General features: G+C 72.3%; 15 protein-coding genes. 6 read left to right on the top strand and 9 right to left on the bottom strand.

Annotated elements, in window-relative coordinates:
* Positions 1 to 68: 68 nt before the first annotated feature.
* On the bottom strand, positions 69 to 1,118 hold the full coding sequence (locus AB0F13_RS14910) for a hypothetical protein (protein ID WP_362080782.1): 1,050 nt from the start codon (positions 1,116 to 1,118) through the stop codon (positions 69 to 71).
* Positions 1,115 to 4,612, bottom strand: a complete 3,498-nt coding sequence (locus tag AB0F13_RS14915) for a DNA polymerase III subunit alpha (protein ID WP_362080785.1) — start codon at positions 4,610 to 4,612, stop codon at positions 1,115 to 1,117. The genes AB0F13_RS14910 and AB0F13_RS14915 overlap by 4 nt, the downstream gene beginning before the upstream one ends.
* Positions 4,613 to 4,768: 156 nt before the next feature.
* Here AB0F13_RS14915 and AB0F13_RS14920 point away from each other — a divergent pair, with 156 nt between their 5' ends.
* Positions 4,769 to 5,833, top strand: a complete 1,065-nt coding sequence (locus AB0F13_RS14920; protein WP_362080789.1) for a DUF3533 domain-containing protein — start codon at positions 4,769 to 4,771, stop codon at positions 5,831 to 5,833.
* 437 nt (positions 5,834 to 6,270) lie between these two features.
* On the top strand, positions 6,271 to 6,720 hold the full coding sequence (locus AB0F13_RS14925) for a subtilase-type protease inhibitor (protein ID WP_362080792.1): 450 nt from the start codon (positions 6,271 to 6,273) through the stop codon (positions 6,718 to 6,720).
* Positions 6,721 to 6,820: 100 nt separating this feature from the next.
* Here the strand turns inward: AB0F13_RS14925 and AB0F13_RS14930 are convergent, their stop codons facing one another.
* The 4 genes from AB0F13_RS14930 to AB0F13_RS14945 form a co-directional block, all read right to left on the bottom strand.
* On the bottom strand, positions 6,821 to 7,846 hold the full coding sequence (locus AB0F13_RS14930) for a S1 family peptidase (protein ID WP_362080795.1): 1,026 nt from the start codon (positions 7,844 to 7,846) through the stop codon (positions 6,821 to 6,823).
* Positions 7,847 to 8,184: 338 nt separating this feature from the next.
* Complete coding sequence (locus AB0F13_RS14935; protein WP_362080797.1) at positions 8,185 to 9,042, bottom strand: slipin family protein; 858 nt, start codon at positions 9,040 to 9,042, stop codon at positions 8,185 to 8,187.
* A gap of 179 nt (positions 9,043 to 9,221) precedes the next feature.
* Entirely contained in the window at positions 9,222 to 10,142 is a 921-nt protein-coding gene (locus AB0F13_RS14940) for a S1 family peptidase (protein ID WP_362080800.1), read from the bottom strand.
* A gap of 251 nt (positions 10,143 to 10,393) precedes the next feature.
* Positions 10,394 to 11,665, bottom strand: a complete 1,272-nt coding sequence (locus AB0F13_RS14945) for a DUF5685 family protein (RefSeq protein ID WP_362080803.1) — start codon at positions 11,663 to 11,665, stop codon at positions 10,394 to 10,396.
* A gap of 274 nt (positions 11,666 to 11,939) precedes the next feature.
* On the opposite strand from AB0F13_RS14945, the gene sepF reads away from it, so the two are divergent.
* On the top strand, positions 11,940 to 12,389 hold the full coding sequence (sepF, locus tag AB0F13_RS14950) for a cell division protein SepF (RefSeq protein WP_362080806.1): 450 nt from the start codon (positions 11,940 to 11,942) through the stop codon (positions 12,387 to 12,389).
* A gap of 50 nt (positions 12,390 to 12,439) precedes the next feature.
* Here the strand turns inward: sepF and AB0F13_RS14955 are convergent, their stop codons facing one another.
* Positions 12,440 to 13,606 carry an acyl-CoA dehydrogenase family protein gene (locus AB0F13_RS14955; RefSeq protein WP_362080809.1) on the bottom strand — a complete coding sequence of 389 codons (1,167 nt, stop codon included), beginning with the start codon at positions 13,604 to 13,606 and terminating at the stop codon, positions 12,440 to 12,442.
* Positions 13,607 to 13,829: 223 nt separating this feature from the next.
* Positions 13,830 to 15,473: an MFS transporter gene (locus AB0F13_RS14960; RefSeq protein WP_362080812.1), complete on the bottom strand. Its 1,644-nt coding sequence runs from the start codon at positions 15,471 to 15,473 to the stop codon at positions 13,830 to 13,832.
* A 182-nt stretch (positions 15,474 to 15,655) separates the two neighbouring features.
* Between AB0F13_RS14960 and AB0F13_RS14965 the strand changes: the two genes are divergently transcribed.
* Entirely contained in the window at positions 15,656 to 16,825 is a 1,170-nt protein-coding gene (locus AB0F13_RS14965; protein WP_362080953.1) for a hypothetical protein, read from the top strand.
* Between the two features lie 261 nt (positions 16,826 to 17,086).
* Positions 17,087 to 18,115 carry a phosphatase PAP2 family protein gene (locus AB0F13_RS14970; RefSeq protein WP_362080815.1) on the top strand — a complete coding sequence of 343 codons (1,029 nt, stop codon included), beginning with the start codon at positions 17,087 to 17,089 and terminating at the stop codon, positions 18,113 to 18,115.
* An 84-nt stretch (positions 18,116 to 18,199) separates the two neighbouring features.
* Here the strand turns inward: AB0F13_RS14970 and AB0F13_RS14975 are convergent, their stop codons facing one another.
* Positions 18,200 to 18,415 carry an I78 family peptidase inhibitor gene (locus AB0F13_RS14975; protein ID WP_362080818.1) on the bottom strand — a complete coding sequence of 72 codons (216 nt, stop codon included), beginning with the start codon at positions 18,413 to 18,415 and terminating at the stop codon, positions 18,200 to 18,202.
* 510 nt (positions 18,416 to 18,925) lie between these two features.
* On the opposite strand from AB0F13_RS14975, the gene ctaD reads away from it, so the two are divergent.
* Entirely contained in the window at positions 18,926 to 20,608 is a 1,683-nt protein-coding gene (ctaD, locus tag AB0F13_RS14980; protein ID WP_362080821.1) for a cytochrome c oxidase subunit I, read from the top strand.
* The last annotated feature ends 9 nt before the right edge of the window (positions 20,609 to 20,617 follow it).

Consider the following 20,617-nt stretch of genomic DNA (forward strand, 5'->3'; position numbering starts at 1 on the left):
CTTCTGAGTAGCCTGCAGGCATTCATTTGCTTCGTCAAGCAAGTCGAAAGAGATTCCCAAGCGAGAATTCAGGCCACGTGCAGGGTCCCGGCGGGCCCCACCGCCGCCACGCCGAAGCGCGCCCGCGCCCGGTCGACGGCGGCCTCCACGCGCCGCGCCTTCTCGTCGGCCGGGTCGAACGTGAGCTGGTGCGCGGCGAGCCGGGCGTCGCAGAGCCCCTCGGCGCGCAGCGCCACGGCGCGCACCCTGGCCCGCTGCAGGGCGAGGGCGGCGTGCAGCGCGTAGGCCGCGGCGGTCAGTTCGGGGGTGTGCGCGGTCGGCTCGGCGAAGGTCCTTGAGCGGGTGGTCGAGGAGCCGTCGGCGTAGCGGACGGTGAGCTTCAGGCCGCGTGCGGCCTGCCCGCCGCTCCGCAGCCGGGCGCCCAGCCCGTCGGCGAGCGCGAGCAGCGCGCGGCACCGCTGTTCCGGGTCCAGCTCGTCGTTGCCGAAGCGGTGTTCCGCCCCCATGGAGCGGGCCCGCGCGTCCGGGGTGACGGGCGTCGGGTCGATGCCGCACGCCCGCTCGTGGATCCGCCGCCCGGCGGCCGCGCCGAGGATGCGCTGCAGCGCGCCGAGCGGCGCGTCGGCGATCCGGCCGATGCTGTCGAGCCCGTACGAGCACAGGGTGCGGGCGGTGGCGGGCCCCACCCCGTACAGCGCGGCGGCCGGCTTGCGGGCCAGGAACGCGGCCACGGCGTCCGGTTCCCCGGCGAGCGTACGGACCGCTCCGGGCGCCCCGTCCTGCGCGGCCATCCGCGCGAGCATCGGGTTGCCCGCGATCCCGACGGTGCAGTCCACGCCGTACCGGGCGAGCGTGCGGACGCGCAGCAACCCGGCGAGTTCGGCGGGGTCGTGCCCGAAGTAGCGTACGGCGCCGCGGACATCCATGAGCGCGGCGTCGGGGGGCAGCGCCTCCACCACCGGGCTCACTGCGGCGAGCAGCGCGAGCAGCCCGTCGTAGACATCCTCGTCGAGGGCCGTGCCGCCGGCGGCATGGAAGTGCACGTACAGGACGGTCGACTCAGCCCGTCCGGCGTTTGAGGACAGGGACGGGACCGGGGAAAGCCTTCGTGTGTTCATCCCGCACTCCCCTGGCTCGCGTGCCACAACTTGCGGCCGGTGGCAGCGCCTTCGCCCGCGGGCTGGAGGTCCGCCCACGGATGCATGGCGTAGCCGGTGGGCATCTCGATGCGGCGCCCCGGGCCCGCAGGTGCCGGTTCGGCCGCGGACCCCGCCAGGACCTCCGCCACCGCCTCCAGCCCGCCCTCCGCGCGGAGCGTCGCGAGCCGTGCGAGGTCCCACGCCGCCGCGCCCACCACGCTCAAGCTGCGCGGGCCGCGGCGCTGGACCACGCCGCGCACGAGCAGCAGCCAGGAGTGGAAGACCGTGTGCGCGCACGCCTCGTGGCTGTCGTCGAAGAAGGCGCAGTCGACCAGGCCCGTGCCGTCGTCGAGGGTGGTGAAGATGACCCGGCGCCCGGAGCGGACCGGTGGGGTCTGGGTGGCGGCCTTGGCGCCCGCGACCAGGACGGTCTCGCCGTGTCGCGCGTCGCGCAGCCGCTTCGCCGGGATCGCGCCCAGCTCCGCCAGGAACGCCCGGTGGTCGGACATCAGGTGGCGCGAGACATCCATGCCGAGCACGCTGAGCTCCGCGCCGAGCCGCTCCCGCGCGTCCAGGTCGGGCAGGCCGACCGGCTCGGCCCGGGCACTGTCGATCAGTGTCGGCTGGGCCGCGGAGCCGGTGCGGTGCCGGCCGTGCAGCTCGGCGATGTGCAGCAGCAGGTCGCGGCGGTTGGTGCCGAAGGCGTCCAGCGCCCCGACCCGCGCCAGCCGTTCGGCGACGGGCCGCCCGGGCCGGGCGCGCTGCCACAGGTCCTGGAGCGAGGTGTACGGGCGCCCGGCGACGATCCGCCCGGTCTCCGCCCCGCTGATGCCCTGTACCTCGGAAAGGGCGAGCCGGATACCGAAGAGCCCCCGCTCACCGGACACCAGTTCGATCCCATAGGCGGCCCCCGAACGGTTCACGTCCAGCGGCAGTATCGGCACCCCGCGCCGCCGCGCGTCCGCGAGCAGCAGCCGCTTGGGGTACATCCCCGGGTCGTGCGTGAGCAGCCCGGCGTAGAAGGCCGCCGGGTGGTGGGCCTTGAGCCAGGCCGACTGATAGGTCGGCACGGCGAAGGCCACGGCGTGCGCCTTGCAGAAGCCGTACGAACCGAACGCCTCGACGATCTCCCAGGTGCGGCGGGCGACGTCGGAGGAGTAACCGCGTTCCTGCGCCTTCGCCGCGAACCAGGCGCGGACCCGGCCCAGCAGCGCCGGATCGGACAGCGCGCGCCGGGTCTCGTCGGCGAAGCCCCGGTCGCAGCCGGTCATGATCCGCAGGATCTCGATGATCTGCTCGTGGAAGACGACCACGCCGTAGGTCTCGCTCAGGGCCTCCGCCAGGTCCGGGTGCGGGTAGCGGACGGGGGCGCGCCCGTGCCGGGCCTCGATGAAGGGCCGGACCATGTCGGCCGCGACCGGGCCCGGCCGGAACAAGGAGATGTCGACGACGAGGTCGTGGAAGGCCGAGGGCTGCAGCCGTCCGATCAGGTCCCGCTGCCCCGGCGACTCGATCTGGAAGCAGCCGAGCGTCTCGGCGGAGCGGATCAGCTCGTACGTGCGCCGGTCGCCCGGCGGCACCTGCGCGGGGTCGTCCAGGTCGATCCGGCGCCCGGTGGCCCGCTGGATCTCCCCCACCGCGTGCGCCATGGCGGACTGCATCCGCACGCCCAGCACATCGAGCTTGAGCAGCCCGAGCTCCTCCACGTCGTCCTTGTCGAACTGCGACATCGCGAACCCCTCGCCGCTGGTCGGCACGACGGGGGTACGGGCGCGCAGGGACGCGTCGGAGAGCAGCACCCCGCACGGGTGCATGGCGATGCCGCGCGGCAGCGCGTCCAGCGCCTCGACCAGGTCCCACAGCCGTGCGTTCCCGCTCCCGTACGGCCCGGCGGCGACGCCGCGCAGCTCGGGCAGTTCGGCGAGGGCCGCGCGGGCGTCCCGGGCCCGGATGTGCGGGAAGGCCTTGGCGAGCCGGTCCACCTCGGCCGGCTCCATGCCGAGGGCCGCGCCCACGTCCCGTACGGCGTGCCGGATGCGGTAGGTCTCGGGCATGGAGACGGTCGCGACGCGTTCGGCGCCGAAGCGGTCGAAGATCGCGCGGTAGACGTCCAGGCGGCGGGCGGACTCGACGTCGATGTCGATGTCGGGCAGCGCGGCGCGCTGCGTGGACAGGAAGCGCTCCATCAGCAGGCCGTGGGCGACGGGGTCGGCGTGGGCGATGCCGAGCAGGTGGTTGACCAGCGAGCCCGCGCCGGAGCCCCGGGCGGTGACGCGGATGCCGAGGGCGCGGGTGTCGTCGACGACCTGGGCGACGGTGAGGAAGTACGAGGGGAAGCCGCGTGCTTCGATGGTGCGCAGCTCGTCCTCCAGCCGGTCCCAGTAGCGGCGGTCGCGGTCGTATCCGCGCAGCACCATGGCCCCGGCGCAGCGGGAGCGCAGGACGCGGGCGGCGGTGCGGCGAGCGGCTCCGACCAGGTGGGGCTCGGGGAAGTGGACGGAGCCCAGACCCAGGTGGTCCTCGGGGTCGACGAGGCACTCGGCGGCGGTCTCCTGGGTCGTGGCGAGCAGCCGGTGCGCGGCCTCGCGGCGGAATCCGGCGGCCTCCACGACCCGTTCGGCGATCGCGGCCATGGCGGCGGGGTCCTTGAGCCAGCGCTCACCGCCGTCGAGGGCCTCGGGCCTGCGGGGGTCGATGGGCACCAGCCGCCGGGCCGCGTCGAGGACGTCGGCGACGGGCCCCAGGCCGGGGTCGGCGTAGCGGACGGCGTTGGTCAGGACGGCCCGTACGCCCTGTTCGGCGGCGAAGCCGGCGGTACGGGCGGCGAGCCGCAGGGAGCCGGGACCGGTGCCCGTGCGGCCGTGCCAGACGGCCTCCAGCCGCAGGGAGTCGCCGAACATTTCACGCCAGGGCAGCAGCAGCCGCGCGGCCCGGTCGGGGCGGCCCGCGGCCAGCGTGCGGCCGACCTCGGAGTCCGGTCCGAGCAGGACGGTCAGCGGGGCGGTCAGTGCCGTCCCGAGCCCGGTGGCGGCGCCCGCGAGGTCCTCCCAGGCCAGTTCGGGGCGGTGGTCCCGGCCGGTCCCGCCCGCGTGGGCGGCGGAGACCAGCCCGCACAGCGCGGCCCAGCCGGCCGCGCCGTCCCGGGCGAGGAAGACCACGCGGGGCGCGGACTCGTCGACGAAGGCGCCGCCGCGCACCGGGCCCCGCCTGCGGACCTCCTGGCCGGGCGGGCCCGGCTCCGGGAGCCGTTCCCGTACGGCCAGGTCCACGCCGAACAGCGGCCGCACCCCGGCCCGGGCGCCCGCCCTGGCGAAGCGGACTGCGCCGGCGAGGCTGTCGCGGTCGGTGAGGGCGATCGCGTCCATGCCCCGCTCGGCGGCCCGCTCGGCCATGCGTTCGGGGTGCGTGGCGCCGTACCGCATCGAGAACCCCGACGCGGTGTGCAGGTGCGTGAACGCCGGACGTCCGGTCATCGCACCTCCTGCCGCTCGTCACCCCCTGACCGAAAACCGCCCCTCTCTCTCCACCATAAACCACTTCTCGAACGTCCGTACGAATAGACGCGGGCGCGCTCGCCCGAACGGACCGCACGGCCTGCGCCGCCCCACCGGATCTCGCAGGCTCGAGGCATGGTCCACACCCCCAGCGGCGGCACCCGCTTCCTCCAAGAGGCGCGGGAGGCGGTGACAGGCCGCGCCGCGCTCCTGGTGATTGGCGTGCTGGTGCTCCAGCTCGCGTTCATCGCCTCCTATGTCGGCGCCTTCCACAGCCCGAAGCCGAAGGACATCCCCATCGGCGTGGTCGCCCCCCGGCAGATCGGCGATCAGCTGGCGGGAAAGCTGGCCGCACTGCCCGGCGGCCCCCTGGACCCGCGCACGGTCCGCGACGAGGCTGCGGCCGTCCGGCAGATCCGCGAGCGCGACCTCGACGCGGCGCTGATCGTCGACCCGCGCCGCAGCACCGACACCCTGCTCGTCGCCGGCGGCTCGGGCGCCTCGCTGGCCCAGGCCACCACGGCGGTGATCACGCGCGCCGAACAGGCCGAGCAGCGCACCGTGAAGGTCACCGACGTGGCCCCCGCGGCCTCCGGCGACTCGCGTGGGCTGACCTCGTTCTATCTGGTCGTGGGCTGGTGCGTGGGCGGTTACCTGTGTGCCGCGATCCTCGCCATCAGCGCGGGCGCCCGCCCCGCCAACCCGCACCGGGCCATCATCCGGCTGGCGGCGATCGCCCTGTACGCCATCGGCTCGGGTCTGCTCGGCGCGCTCATCGCGGGTCCGGTCCTGGGGGCGCTGCCCGGCAGCATCGTGGGGCTGTGGGGCGTGGGCGCGCTGGTGGTCTTCGCCGTCGGCGCCCTGACCCTGGCCCTCCAGGGGCTCGCGGGCGTCGTCGGCATCGGGCTCGCCATCGCGATCGTCGTGGTGCTGGGCAACCCCAGCGCGGGCGGCGCGTACCCCTATCCCCTGCTGCCGCCCTTCTGGCGCGCCATCGGCCCGGCCCTTCCCCCGGGCGCGGGCACCTGGTCCGCCCGCTCCATCGCCTACTTCCGGGGCAGCGCACTGACCTGCCCGCTGCTGGTGCTGTCCGCCTGGGCGGCGGCCGGCGTCGCGACCACCCTGGGGAGCGCGGCATTCCGGGCCCGCAAGGAGGGGCGCGAAGAGCGGTTCGAGGCACGGACCGAACGGTCGGTCTGAGTGCTCTTCGGCCATTGCTGCGGCGCTCCACGATCACCGGAAACACCGGACGGGCGCGCGGCGGGCAACTTTTCGGCCGGGTGACCACGGCTCACCCAAGTCCCCCGTGACCCATGAGATTCAATGGTCACCCGGTGACCGAACCGCACTTTCCGAACCACACTTGATGTTCCATCAAGGATTGCAAGGCATCTCCGCTGGTCAACACTCCTGAAACATTAATTCGCCTCCTTCCCGCCCAAGTCGGGCATCAAAGCACGCCCTATGTTTCCCCGAAGTCGCTCGCGCGACCTCGCCCCCACTGAATCCGGCCAGAACCAAGCGCTACTGAGGGTTTTCATGTGACGACTGAAAGTGTTCGATCGGGGTGCGTTCATGCCCGAGTTGGGCAAGACTGCCGTCCGTTATCTGCACCGACGAACAAGGGAGTGTTCGGAATGCGGTACATCACTGGGGGGATCGCGCTGGGAGCCGCGCTGGCACTGGGCGGCCTGGTGGGAGCCGGAACGTCGGCCAACGCCGAACCCGCGCCCGCACCCGCGGCACAGACGCAGAGTCTGTACGCGCCCTCCGCAATGGTGCTGACCATCGGTCAGGGCGACTCGGCGGCAACCGCGGGCATACAGCGCGCGGTGACGCTCTCCTGTATGCCGAAGGCCGACGGCACCCACCCGAACACGCGTGGGGCCTGTTCTCAACTGCGCCTGGCCGACGGTGACTTCACCAAGCTCACCAAGATCAAGGAAGGCACGATCTGCACCCGGGAGTGGAACCCCGTCGTGGTCACCGCCAACGGTGTCTGGGACGGCCGCCGGGTCAACTTCGAGCACACCTTCGCCAACCCGTGCGAAATGAAGGCGGGCAAGGGCACGGTCTTCGAGTTCTGACCCCACCAGGTCGGCACCGACAACGTGCAGCGACCCCCGGACACCGTGGAGGTGTGTCCGGGGGCCGCGGTCCGTGGGGCCCCGCCGCGCGGGGCCGCGGTCAGCCGATGCGCGCACCGTACGCGTCGAGGGCGGTCCGCACCGGCTGGTAGTAGGTCTCGCCGCCCAGCAGGCAGTTGCCGCTGCCGCCCGAGGTGAGGCCGAGCGCGTCGGCGCCGCTGAAGAGCGGGCCGCCGCTGTCCCCGGGCTCGGCGCAGACATCCGTCTTGATCAGCCCGGTGACCTGGCCCTCCTGGTAATTGACGGTGGCGTTGAGACCGGTGACGTGGCCGCTGTGCAGCCCACTCGTGGAACCGCTGCGCCACACCGCCTCACCGGGCCTGGCCTGCCGGGCCCCGGTGACGGCCCGGGCGCCGCCGTTGTGGAGGTTCACTTCGCCCGGGCCGGCGGCGTCGGCGGCCGTGTACTTCACGAGGGCGTAGTCACGGCCGGGGAACACCGCGTTCTCGGTGACCGCGACCTGCGGGCCGCCATGGGTGGCGGCCCAACCCTGCACGGCCTTGCCGCAGTGCCCGGCGGTCAGGAAGTACGGCCGGCCATCCTTGACGACGTTGAATCCGAGCGAACAGCGGGCGGAACTGCCCCAGATGGCGTCGCCACCCGCGACCATCCGGGTCAGCTTCGTGGCGACTCTGCGCACCACCACCGCCTCACCGAGGCGGGAGGTGACCTCGTTGAGCCTCGCCAGCCTCGCGCCCGTGACCGTGCGGTCGGCGGTCACCACGATCCGGTTGACTCTGGGATCCTCCACCCAGGCGGTGCCGGGAATGGCGGCGCGCTCGCCCAGCACCCGCCGGGCCGAGTCGAGCCGGACCTGCGAGTACCGCACGCGCTCGGGCTGCACACCCGCCGCACGTACGACGCCCTCGGCACCCCGGCCGAGGACGTCGCCCACGAACCTGCCCGTCCCCTCGTCGTCATACGAACCCGCCGAGAACCCGGACGGGGCGGCGGAGGCCGGGCCGGGCGCTGCCTGCGCCTGTTGCGGAACGAGAGTCACGGCGGTGAGCGCGGCGAGCGCGGCGCCGGCCGGGACGGCCCGCACGGGCATCCGACGGATCTTCAACTCGGCACCTCCAGTGGGGGGTTGAGCCCGGCACGACCGCCTCGGGCCCGGAGGACGAACGACACAGCCGCACCCCCGATAGGAGGTCGCGTCCATGCCAAGTTGGTCCGTAGAGTGTCCCGACCGGGCAAGGGAGTACACAAGGGCGACTTCCAGTCGCGCGCATGCCCATGCGCACGCCCCCACCGTGCGCGGGGGCGCCCGATGCGGTCCGCACAGCACAGCAGCCCGTCGGGCGTTTGAGGACCGGGGTCCGGGGCGGAGCCCCGGTTACGGGAAGGGGCGGGTAGGTGAAAGAACCCGCCCTACCCAGCCGACACCTGTCCGATACTGACCGTTCACCGTTTGGATTCCGGCGATTCCTCGATCGGCACCGGCTCGGAAGCCGGCTCCGCAGCCGGTGCCGACACCGACTCCGCCGCCGCCCCCGGCTCATGGGCCCCCGCCCTCTCCAGGAACCGCAGCAGCTCCACCGGGAACGGCAACACCAGCGTCGAGTTCTTCTCCGCCGCGACCGCCACAATCGTCTGCAACAGCCTCAACTGCAACGCGGACGGCTGCGCCGACATCGTCTGCGCCGCCTCCGCCAGCTTCTTGGAGGCCAACAGCTCCGCATCGGCGTTGATCACGCGGGCCCGCCGCTCCCGCTCCGCCTCGGCCTGCCGCGACATCGACCGCTTCATCGTCTCCGGCAGCGAGACGTCCTTGATCTCCACCCGGTCGATGTGCACGCCCCACCCCACGGCGGGGCTGTCGAGCATCAGCTCCAGACCCTGGTTGAGCTTCTCCCGGTTGGACAGCAGATCGTCCAGGTCGCTCTTGCCGATGATCGAGCGCAGCGAGGTCTGGGCCATCTGGGAGACCGCGAAGCGGTAGTCCTCGACCTGGATGACGGCCTCGGCCGGGTCGACCACCTTGAAATAGACGACCGCGTCCACCCGCACGGTCACGTTGTCCCGGGTGATGCCCTCCTGGGCGGGCACGGGCATGGTGACGATCTGCATGTTCACCTTCCGCAGCCGGTCCAGCCCCGGAAGGATCAGGGTGAACCCCGGCTGGCGGATCTGGGACCGCAGCCGGCCCAGCCGCAGCACCACTCCGCGCTCGTACTGCTTGACCACCCGGGCCGCCGCCGCCAGGTACACCGCACCCGTCGATGCGACGGCCACTCCTGCCACCACGAGGTCTTCGACCATCACGGCCCCCTGCCGTACATGCCGTACACGTCAGGCGATACGTCCACGGTATGCCCGTGCCGGACCGGGGTCGAGCCCCCGGCCCCGTGCGGGGCCGGGGGCTCTGTGCTGCTGGCCGCAGGCGTGGGGAAGGGCGGAGCGCGCTCGCGGTCAGACGCCGGGGGCGGTCACGCACGGGGTCAGAAGATGCTCACTCCGTAAGCACTGAGCGCCGCGGTGACCGGTTGGAAGAAGGTCGTACCGCCGGAGCGGCAGTTCCCGCTGCCGCCGGAGGTCAGGCCGAGGGCGGCGGAACCGGCGAAGAGCGCGCCCCCGCTGTCACCGGGCTCGGCGCACACATTGGTCTTGATCAGGCCCCGCACGACCTGGCCGTTGCCGTAGTTGACGGTGGCGTTCAGGCCGGTGACCTTGCCGCCGTGCACCTTGGTCGTGGAGCCGCTGCGCTGGACGCTCTGTCCCACGGTCGCGTTGGCCGCGGTGGTGATGCGCTGCGAGCTGCCGTTGTAGAGGTTGACCTGGCTGGGGTGGGCGATCGAGCCGTTGGTGTACTGCACGATCCCGTAGTCGTTGCCCGGGAAGCTGGTCCCGGTGGTGGGTCCGATGCTCGTGGTGTGCGAGGAGTTGGTGTAGTACGCCGGCTTGCCCTCGGTGCAGTGCCCGGCGGTCAGGAAGTAGTAGGTGGTGCCCTTGCGCACGTTGAACCCCAGCGAGCAGCGCCAGCTCGGGGCGTAGACGGCGTCGCCGCCGGCGAGGAGCTTGCGGAGAGTGCCGGGGGTGCGCTCGACGCGTATCGCCTCCGCGTCGGGCCCGGCCTGGCGTCTGATCTTCGCTATGGCGGCGTCGGAGACGGTCGAGTCGGCGGTCACCACGAGCGTGCCGGTGTCCTTGTCGACCGCCCAGGCCGTGCCGGCGACGTCCGCCGACTCCACGGCCGTGCTCACGGCGGCCAGCCGCGCTGCCGAGGGCGCGGCGGCCGAGGAGTCCCCGGCGTGGGCGTTGGTGGCGGCGAGGGCGGAGACGGCGACGAGACCGGAGGCCACGGCGGCGACTTTGACTCGTCCTGCGATACCGGTGCGGGGGGTGGTGTGCTTGATCCTCACGTTGTTCCTCCCGAGTGGGGTCGGGGGCCCGCCGGGTGCACGGACCCGTGAGGCGCAGCCAAAGGGACACAACGCTTCCGTTTTCGCCGTGCCCCTGACAATCGCTGTTCGGGAGTATTCGGGCCCGCACCGCCCGGCGCAAGAGCATCTTTCGGACGCGCCTGCGGCGCACGACGAAATGCCCCGACGGCTCTCCGGCCGCCGGGGCGGCGGCAGGTGGGGGACGGCGCCCCGCTCGCCGCTCCGACGCATCAGCGTGCGATGAGGTTCCGCTCCGTCACCCGGGCCGTCGGTGAGCGCCGTGCTCGGCAGTCACAGCAACCGCAGCATTCGCAGCCTTCACCGCAGTTGCCGCAGCAGTCACAGCAGTCGCCACATCCATCGCAGTTGTCACAGCACTTGGCGCACCAGCCCTCGCGGGGCCGCCCGTCCCACGGGTCCTCGTACGGGTCCTTGCAGCACACCTGGCCCGTGCAGAAGAGCCCGGTCCACACGGCACAGCCAGCCACCAGCCCGCGTCGCCGCCTCGGCGGCTCCGGCGGTGCGGGCGGCGGCATGAAAGGCGGTGCGCCGTATGCGTTGTGGTGCTCGTGCTGTTCGTGCTGCCCCTGGTGCTGGTGCTGTTCGCGTGGCGAGCAACCACCGGAGGTGAACGCCCGCTCCACGGACCGCTCCAGCTCGTGCGCCAGCAGGATGTGCGCGAGCCTGCCCTGCGCCTTGCTCGCGAACTCGACCTCACGCAGGGCCAGCCGTACCCCGTGCACCGCGTCGTCGCACAGCCGCCGCACCTCGGTAAGGCCGGTGCCCGTCGCGGTCACCGGGTTCCAGGACCCGGTACGGGCGTCCTCGGCCAGATCCTCGACGGCGTCCAGCAGATGCGCGAGCCGCCCGAAGAGCCGGCCCGCCTCCTCCAGCGGCGCCCGGTTGCCGGGCCTTCCGGCCAGAACGGCCGTGTAACCGAAGGCGGCCGCGGTGGCCGTCTCGGTGGGCTCGGTCACCTCCAGCAGCGGCGTACCGATCCCGGCCAGCGCCTCGATGCCGGCCTGCCGTTCGACGGCGTCGACCAGAACTGCCGTATCGAAACCGAGTTCAGAGCCCGTACGGGCGCCCGCGCGGTCCCAGGTGGCGGCGACGCGGCGGGCGACGGCCGCGACCGGTCGCCGCGCCAACATCCCGTCACCGTCGGCGACATGGTCGCGCATCTTCGCGGACGCCAGTACGAGCGATACCGAAGCGGCCAACCGAGCGCCCTCGCCCTGCGCCACCGGCGCGGAGCGCATCCCGCGCAACGGGCAGGGCCCCGCCGTGCGCCGCCAGGCGCTCGTGGCCCCGGCGTCCGAGGAAGCGGGGAACTGGGCCTCGACCAGCACCGATATGACCAGTCCGTCATAGTTGGTCGCTATTCGAGCAAACTGCCCGTGATCGCCCTTCAGTGCCAGGCAGAGACCGCAGAGATGGGCCATCCACTCGGTTCGCATGCCTTCGGACAGCCGATGACGGCATGGCCTGATGATCCCGAACAAAACGTGCCCCCGTGTGTGGTGTCGATGTGCCCGGGCATCCTATTCACCGGGGACAATCGAGCTGGGCCGGAGCCCGCTCTCTTGAACCATGCCGCATATGCCCAGGTCCAGCGCCTGCGGCCAACCAACAGGGGTTTCTGACGCACCGCCACCCGCTTTGCACCAGATGCGTCACGAAATCCCCGCATGGCCGCCATCCACTTGGCACATCATCCGCATCATGGACGACCATAGAGGAGCGGGCGGAACACACCGCGTGTGAGAGGAGGCGTCCATGGGATCGGTGCGCAAGGCGAGTGCCTGGCTTGGCCTCGTCGACGACAGCGATGACGAGCGCTACTACGGCGGCTACGAAGAGGACTCGGACGAAGGGCCCGAGCCCGGCGACTCATGGGTGACCAACCCGAAGGTGCGCGTGGCCGACGAGGTCGCACAGGAGCAGGGCACCCGCATCGCCACGGTCACCCCGGACGGTTTCCGGGACGCCCGTGGCATCGGCGAGCTGTTCCGGGCAGGAGTCCCGGTGATCGTCAACCTCACCGGCATGGAGCCGAACGACGCCAAGCGCGTCGTGGACTTCGCGGCCGGCCTGACCTTCGGGCTGCGCGGCTCGATCGAGCGGGTCGCCAACCGCGTCTTCCTGCTGACCCCCGCCGACTACAAGGTGGTCAGCGGCGAACAACACCCCGGCCGCACGAACGGCGGCTTCTTCAATCAGAGCTGACGAACCGAGCCGGCCGTCACGTCCGGCAGATCCGACGGCTGGGTGGGGGCTTACCGGAACGCGTCGAGACCGGTGAGCGCCTTGCCCAGCACCAGCTGGTGCATCTCCACGGTGCCCTCATAGGTCAGCACCGACTCCAGGTTCGTCGCATGCCGCATGACGGGGTACTCCAGCGAGATCCCGTTGGCCCCGAGGATCGTGCGGGCCGTACGGCAGATCTCGATCGCCTCCCGCACGTTGTTCAGCTTCCCGAAGCTCACCTGCTCCGGCCGCAGCCGCCCCGCGTCCATCCGCCGCCCCAGATGGTGGGCGAGCAGGATCCCCTTGTGCAGCTCCACCGCCATGTCGGACAGCTTGGCCTGCGTCAGCTGGAAGCCCCCGATGGGCCTGCCGAACTGCTCCCGCGTCCGCGCGTAGTCGAGCGCCGCCTCGAAGCAGGTGCGGGCCGCCCCCATGGCGCCCCAGACGATGCCGTAGCGGGCGTGGTTCAGACAGGCCAGCGGCCCGCGCAGCCCGGTGGCCTCCGGCAGTACGGCGTCGGCGGGCAGCCGCACCTCCTCCAGCACCAGCTCGCTGGTGACCGAGGCGCGCAGCGACCACTTGTGCTTGATCTCCGGTGCGGAGAAGCCGGGGCTGTCGGTGGGGACGACGAATCCCCTGATCCCGCCGTCCGTCTGCGCCCAGACGACGGCGACCCCGGCCACCGAGCCGTTGGTGATCCACATCTTGCGCCCCGTCAGCACCCAGTCGCCACCGGCGTCGCGCTTGGCGTAGGTGCGCATGCCGGCGGGGTCCGAGCCGTGGTCGGGTTCGGTCAGCGCGAAGCAGCCGATGATCTCGCCGGCCGCCATGCCCGGCAGCCAGCGCTGCTTGTGTTCCTCGGAGCCGAAGCGGTGGATGGCGTACATCGCGAGGGAGCCCTGCACGGAGACCAGGGAGCGGATGCCGGAGTCGGCCGCCTCCACCTCCAGGCACGTCAGCCCGTACTGAACGGCGCCGGCCCCGGCGCAGCCGTAGCCGGTGAGCTGCATGCCGAGGGCGCCCAGGGCGCCCAGCTCACGGGCCAGTTCGCGGGCCGGGACCTCGCCGCGCTCGTACCACTCGGCGATGTGCGGCAGCACGCGGTCCGCAGCCCATTGCCGGACGGCGTCGCGGATGGCGCGGTCCTCGTCGGTGAGGAGATCGTCGATGCCGAGCGGATCATGCGGGTCGAACACGGCGGCCTCCGGCGCGGTACGGAACGGGGGTGATCTTGGGTCGCTCCTGACGCTACGGCCGGGTAACCGCGTCCGTCCAGAGCCGGCCGATGACGGTTCGGCACCGCCCGGGCTCCCGGAGTCCGGGGCGTAGCCCCGGGAAACGGCGAAAGGGCGGGGCCGCTCTCCCCGCCGCGACGGCGCTCAGCCACCGCCAATGCACACGGCGGCGCCGGAGCGCCCCTCAGCGCGTGGGCACCCCGCCGACCGGAACGCCGCCCGCCGAGGGCCCCGGCACCGGGGCCGTGTCCGCGTCGGCCGCGACGCGCGGCAGGCGCAGTGCCGCGAGGGCACCCAGCAACAGCAGTCCCGCGCTCACCGTCAAGGTGACGTGCAGTCCGTGGACGAAGGAGTCCCGTGCCGCGGCCCGAAGGGCCGTACCCGCGGGGCCGCCGAGCCGGTCGGCGACGTGGTACGCCTCGCCCAGCGAGTGCCCGGCCGCGGTCCCCGCGGCACTCGGCACCCCCGGTACCGCTTCCACGCCGGGCGCGTACGCGGCGTTCATGACGCTGCCGAGCAGGGCGATGCCGATGCCCGCGCCGAGCTGGTAGGAGGTCTCGCCGATCGCGGCCGCGCCGCCCGCCGACTCCGCGGAGGCCTCGCTCAGCATGGACTCGTACGCCCCGAAGAGCGTGGTCTCCAGGCCGAAGCCGAGCAGGACGAAGCCCGCGACCAGGGCGGCCGGCCGGTCCTCCCGGCCCATCACGGTCAGCGAGAGCACCGCCATCGCCGTCAGCACGAACCCGGCCGCGACCATGGCGCGCGGCCCCAGGCGGTTCAGCATCCGCGAGCCCGTCAGCCCCGCCACCATGGCGGCGAGCGTGAGCGGCAGCAGCCGCAGGCCCGTCTCCAACGGGGTGAGGCCGAGCACGAGCTGCAGGTACTGCGCGGCCACCAGCTCCAGCCCGACCAGCGCCAGCATGGCCAGCACGATGCAGCCGACGGACGTCCCGAAGGCCGGCCGCATGAACATCGCCAGGTCGACCAGCGGATGGGTGCGCCGGCGCTGCCTGCGTACGAAGAGGACGAGCAGGGCGGCGCCCAGTGCCGCCGGGACGACCGTATGAAGGGAGAGCGCGTCGGCTCCGCCGACCCGCTTGACCCCGTAGACGACGCCGAACAGCCCGAACGCCGCCATCAGCGCGCCCAGCACGTCCCACGGGCCGTTGCGGTCACCGGTCGACTCGGGCAGCAGCCACCGTCCGACGGGGAGGCTGACCGCCATCAGCGGAATGTTGATGAGGAAGACCGAGCCCCACCAGAAGTGCTCCAGCAGGAAGCCGCCGAGCAGCGGACCCACCGCCGCACCCACCGCGGCCACCGCGCTCCAGACGCCGATGGCCAGGGCGCGCTCGCGCCGGTCGGGGAAGATCTGCCGGAGTATGGACAGCGTCGCCGGCATGATCATCGCACCGCCGGCGCCGAGCAGGGCGCGGGCGGCGATCAGGACCTCGGGAGCCGTCGCGCACGAGGCGAGGGCGGAGGCCACGCCGAACAGCCCGTAGCCGAGCAGCAGCACGCGGCGGCGGCCGACGCGGTCGCCGAGGGTGCCGAAGAGGATGAGCAGCGAGGCGCAGACGAGCGGGTAGACGTCGACGATCCACAGCAGCTGTATCGCGCCCGGCCGCAGGTCCTCGGTGACCGCCGGCACGGCGACGTGCAGCACGGTGGCGTCGACGGCGACGAGGAGCAGGCTGGTGCAGAGGACGACGAGCACGGTCCACCGGTTCGCGCCGGCGGGGCCGCATCCGTCCGCGCGGCGCGGCCGTGGCCGCTGCCGGGGAACGCCGACCGGCCGTCGGGGGCCGGCGGTGGTCGTCCCGGACATCCACACACCTCCGTGTCATGCGCTCGCGGCCGCCGCGGGCCTGGGGACTGTGGGGGCCCCGGCGGAGTCGAGGGGCGAGTGAGTCGACAGAGTACGCGAGTCCCGCCGGGAGCCACGTGGCCCGGCTCACCTCGCGGGGCTGGGACAATCGACCGGTGACCGATCTCCTCCCCTCCTCCGGCATGGTCCGCGGCGCGGCCGCCGCGCCCCGTGGCCGCGCCGTGCCCGGCGCCGCGCTGCGCCACGCGGCCCCCGCCCTGCTGCTGTACGCGGCGGTGCGGGCGCTGGGCGTCGTGGCGCTGGCCCTGTGGGGGCTGGCGGACGGCAAGGGTGCGCGCCATCTGCTCTCGGCGCGCTGGGACTCCATCTGGTACGCCCGTATCGCCGAGCACGGCTACGGCTACACGCTCCATCTCCCCGGTGGCAAGGTCCACTCCGACATGGCGTTCTTCCCGCTGCTGCCGTGGCTGGAGCGGCTGCTGTCGGCCGTCCTCCCGCTCTCCGCGGGCGACGCGGGACTGGTGGTCACCGCGGTCGCCTCGCTGTGCGCGGCCTGGGGGATCTTCGCGGTGGGCGACCACCTGTACGGGCGGCGGGCGGGCGTGGCGCTCGTGGTGCTGTGGGCGGCGCTGCCGGTCGGCGTGGTGCAGTCGATGGCGTACTCCGAGTCCCTCTTCACGGCGCTGGCGGCGTGGAGCCTGTACTGCGTGCTCACCGGCCGCTGGGTGTGGGCCGGGGCGTTCGCGTCGCTGGCCGGGCTGACCCGGCCGGTGGGGGCGGCGGTGGTCGCGGCCGTGGGGATCACCGCGGCGGTCGCGCTGCTGCGTGACCGCCGCCGGCCGGAGGGCGCGCGGCAGCCTCTCCCCCGCGTGCTGCTCGGCGTGCTGCTCGCGCCGCTGGGGTGGCTGGCGTACTTCGCGTGGGTCGGCGTGCGTGAGGCAAGCGTCACCGGCTATCTGGATGTACAGGGCGGCTGGGGCAACGGCTTCGACGGCGGGCTGGCCTTCGGCTCCTTCATCCGGGAGCGGCTGGCGGGGCCGGCGTTCTGGGCGGGTCTGGGCCTGCTGGCAGGCGTCGCTCTGGTGCTCGTGCTCTACCGGGCCGGGGTACGCCAGGGGCAGCCGCTGCCGCTGCTGGTGTTCACGGGCACGGTGGTGCTGCTGGCGCTCACCGCCAAGGGCTACTTCGGCTCCAAGCCGCGGCTGATGATGCCGGCGTTCCCGCTGCTGCTGCCCCTGGCGGTGGCGCTGGCCCGGCTACGGACGGTGCGCGCGGTGCCGGTGGCCGCCGCCGTCGCGCTCGTGTCGGCGGTCTACGGCGCGTTCTGGCTGCACGGATCCGGCCCGCCATGATCATATTTCCGGGTTCCCGGTGGGCCCGCGGAGAACACCGCGAAACCCCTCGGCCAATCACCGATAAACACCGTCGCGCGAAAAGGAATTAAAGCGTCCGGGACCATTGTCCGGAAGTGCTGACGATTCCTTAGGTGTTTCTTATTCCGCCGTTTCGAACCCGGGCCCGCGCCACGATTGAGACGCATTCCACATCACATCGTCATCACAAAGCGCCTCGATCGGCCGAAGCTTCCCGTCACGCAATGTAACGTCCATTGAGTGCGTACCGATGACGAGCTCGTCCGCGTGGAGGAGCACCCGACCAAGCCCGTGCGGCCGCGGATGACCCGTACCCGCCTGGGGATCTTTGCCGCGACCTCCGTGGTCTATGCGGCGATCGTGGTCGGCGTGGTCACCACGTCCTGGCCGGTGCGGTTCGACTGGCAGGTCATGCTCTTCCGGCCGTACAAGCAGTGGCCGGAGATCCACACCTTCCTCGACTACTTCGTGGTCCTGGGCCAGCGCGGCCCGACCGCCGTGGCCGTGGCCGCATGGCTGGGCTGGTGCACGTACAGGCACAGGACCCTGCGCCCGCTGCTGGTGCTGGGCACGTCGTTGCTGCTGCTGAACGCGACCGTGGGCGCCGCCAAGCTCGGCATGGGCCGGCTCGGGCCGCACTACGCGACCACCGTCGGCTCGAACGAGATGTTCGCGGGCGGTGACATATTCCCCTCCGGCCACACCGCGAACGCGGTGGTGACCTGGGGCGTCCTCGCCTACCTGGCCACCACGCCGCGCGCCCGCCGGATCGCCTCGGTGGCCGCCGCCCTGCTGGCGCTCGGCGTCGGGATGACGACCGTCTACCTGGGCACGCACTGGATGAGCGATGTGACCCTGGGCTGGACCGCCGGCCTGCTGGTGCTGCTCGTCCTCCCTTGGTTCGAGCCGCTCATGGCCCGCACCGACACCTGGCTGCTGGGCCTGTGGCAGCGACTGCGCGGGCGCCGCGCGCCCGCCCCGGTCGCCGTTGCGATGCCGGCGCCCGTCGCGCTGGGCGGCCCCCGCGGCCCGGTCGACGACGAACTGCCCGTGCGCGAACCGGTGGGAGCGGGCAGCCGCCCGGGCGGCGCGGCCTCGGTCCGCGTCCCCGACGGCAGACCGCACCTGCCGCCCCGGCCGCACACCGCCCGCTCCGAGCGGACGCCGGTCACCCCCACCGGCAGCCGCCGGCCCCCGCACGCCGACCGCGTGCCGCGCACCTCGCCGCTGGCCCCGGGTACGGGCCGCGGCCGCGCCGCCGGGAACTGACGGACCCGCACCGGCCGACACGGAGGCGGCCCCGGACGACCGGGGCCGCCTCCGCGCGTTCACGGCCGTCTGCCGCCTGCCGGTTCAGCCCTTCCAGCAGCGCTCCACGATGCCGTCGCGGACCTCGAAGTTCAGCCGGCCGGCCCGGTACTCCATGGTGATGACCGCGCCGGGCGGCAACGCCCGTACGTCCGTCCAGCCGTGGCCGCGCGCCCGGTCGGCGGCGGCTTCGGCGGGGAGGCCCGCGTAGGCCTCCGGGTCGTCGTCGGGGTCGGACGGGAGGTTGGGGAGAGGTGCCATGACAGCCACCGTAGGCGGCTCGGCACAGCGGTGGAAGCCGGGCCGGGCATGGACCGGTCCCCGCCCGGTCCGCCACTGGTCACACTTCTGTCACAGAAGACCCGCCGGGGTTTGGCCCGGAGGATCTCGCCCGTACGGGCATTCCGCTTTCTCTCCGGCGCTTCCGCAATACCTGCGCAGCGAATTCGCTATTCCCTTCCGGAACGGCCGGGACAACTTCGCCGGGCACGCCACTGATTACCGGTTCGGACTTCGCTCCGATATCGCTCCACTATTGGCCGGAGATTAATTCCCCGGCGCCCGGGGCCGACGGCACCGACCACCCGGAATATAAAGTTCCGGCACCACACGCCCCCTCCACGGCCACCCCTTTGACGGGGCGTCGGCGAGGCACCCTCGCGCGGTGACGTTCCGGCGGAGCATCATGGCGGGTGCCCGAGAGAAGCCCGTGCGCACCAGGAGCCCGTGGTGCACGAGCAGTCCGCGTGAGCCGACAGCGAGGGGACACGGATGGGGACCGAGACCGCGGAGGCCACCGCAGCGGGTCCGGCCGGAGCCCGGCGACCCGGCCGGATCATCGTGGACTGGCTGACGACCACCGACCACAAGAAGATCGGCCACCTCTACCTGATCACGTCGTTCGGCTTCTTCCTCGCCGCCGGCCTGCTCGCCATGCTGATGCGCGCCGAGCTGGCCCGCCCCGGCCTCCAGCTGATGAGCAACGAACAGTTCAACCAGGCCTTCACCGCACACGGCACGATCATGCTGCTGCTCTTCGCCACCCCGGCCTTCGCGGGCTTCGCCAACGCGATCATGCCGCTGCAGATCGGCTCGCCGGACGTGGCGTTCCCCCGGCTGAACATGTTCTCGTACTGGCTCTACCTCTTCGGCGGCCTGATCGTGGTGGCCGGCCTGCTGATGCCCGAGGGCGGCGCACCGTTCGGCTGGACCGGCTACGCGCCGCTGAGCAGCCTGGCCCGCTCACCGGGGCTGGGCGCCGACATGTGGATCATGGGCCTGGCGCTGTCCGGCTTCGGCACGATCCTCGGCGCGGTCAACTTCCTGACCACCATCATCGGCATGCGCGCGCCCGGGATGACGATGTTCCGGATGCCGGTCTTCACCTGGAACGTGCTCTTCACCTCGATCCTGATCCTGCTGGCCTTCCCCGTGCTGGCCGCGGCGCTGCTCTGCCTGGAGGCGGACCGGCGGTTCGGGGCGGTGGTCTTCGAGGCCCAGTGGGGCGGGGCGCTGCTGTGGCAGCACCTCTTCTGGTTCTTCGGCCACCCCGAGGTCTACATCATCGCCCTGCCGTTCTTCGGCATCATCACGGAGATCCTGCCGGTCTTCTCCCGCAAGCCGATCTTCGGCTACCTCACGCTGGTCGGGGCCACCATGTCCATCACCGCCCTGTCGGTGGTGGTCTGGGCGCACCACATGTTCGCGACGGGCGCGGTGCTGCTGCCGTTCTTCTCCTTCATGTCGTTCCTGATCGCCGTGCCGACCGGAGTGAAGTTCTTCAACTGGATCGGCACGATGTGGAAGGGCTCGCTGTCGTTCGAGACACCGATGCTGTGGGCGGTGGGCTTCCTGGTCAGCTTCCTCTTCGGCGGGCTGACCGGCGTGATCCTGGCGTCGCCGCCGCTGGACTTCCACGTCACCGACACCTACTTCGTCGTCGCGCATTTCCACTACGTGGTGTTCGGGACGGTGGTGTTCGCGATGTTCGCGGGCTTCTACTTCTGGTGGCCGAAGTTCACCGGGAAGATGCTGGACGAGCGACTGGGCAAGGTGCACTTCTGGACGCTGTTCACGGGCTTCCACATGACGTTCCTGGTCCAGCACTGGCTGGGCGCCGAGGGCATGCCGCGCCGCTACGCCGACTACCTGGCGGCCGACGGCTTCACCGCCCTCAACACCGTCTCGAGCATCGGCGCGTTCCTGCTGGGCCTGTCGAACCTCCCGTTCTTCCACAACATCTGGAAGACCGCGAAGTACGGCAGGAAGGTCGGGGTGGAGGACCCGTGGGGGTACGGCCGCTCCCTGGAGTGGGCGACCAGCTGCCCGCCGCCGCGCCACAACTTCACCACGCTCCCCCGCATCCGCTCCGAGTCGCCGGCCTTCGACCTGCACCACCCGGAGGTGGAGGCGGGGGAACGGCCGCCGGTCGCGGCCGGCCCCGCCTCGAAGTGACCGCTGTGC

It is taken from the genome of Streptomyces sp. NPDC026206 (assembly GCF_040638465.1).
In the GTDB taxonomy this organism is placed as follows: domain Bacteria; phylum Actinomycetota; class Actinomycetes; order Streptomycetales; family Streptomycetaceae; genus Streptomyces.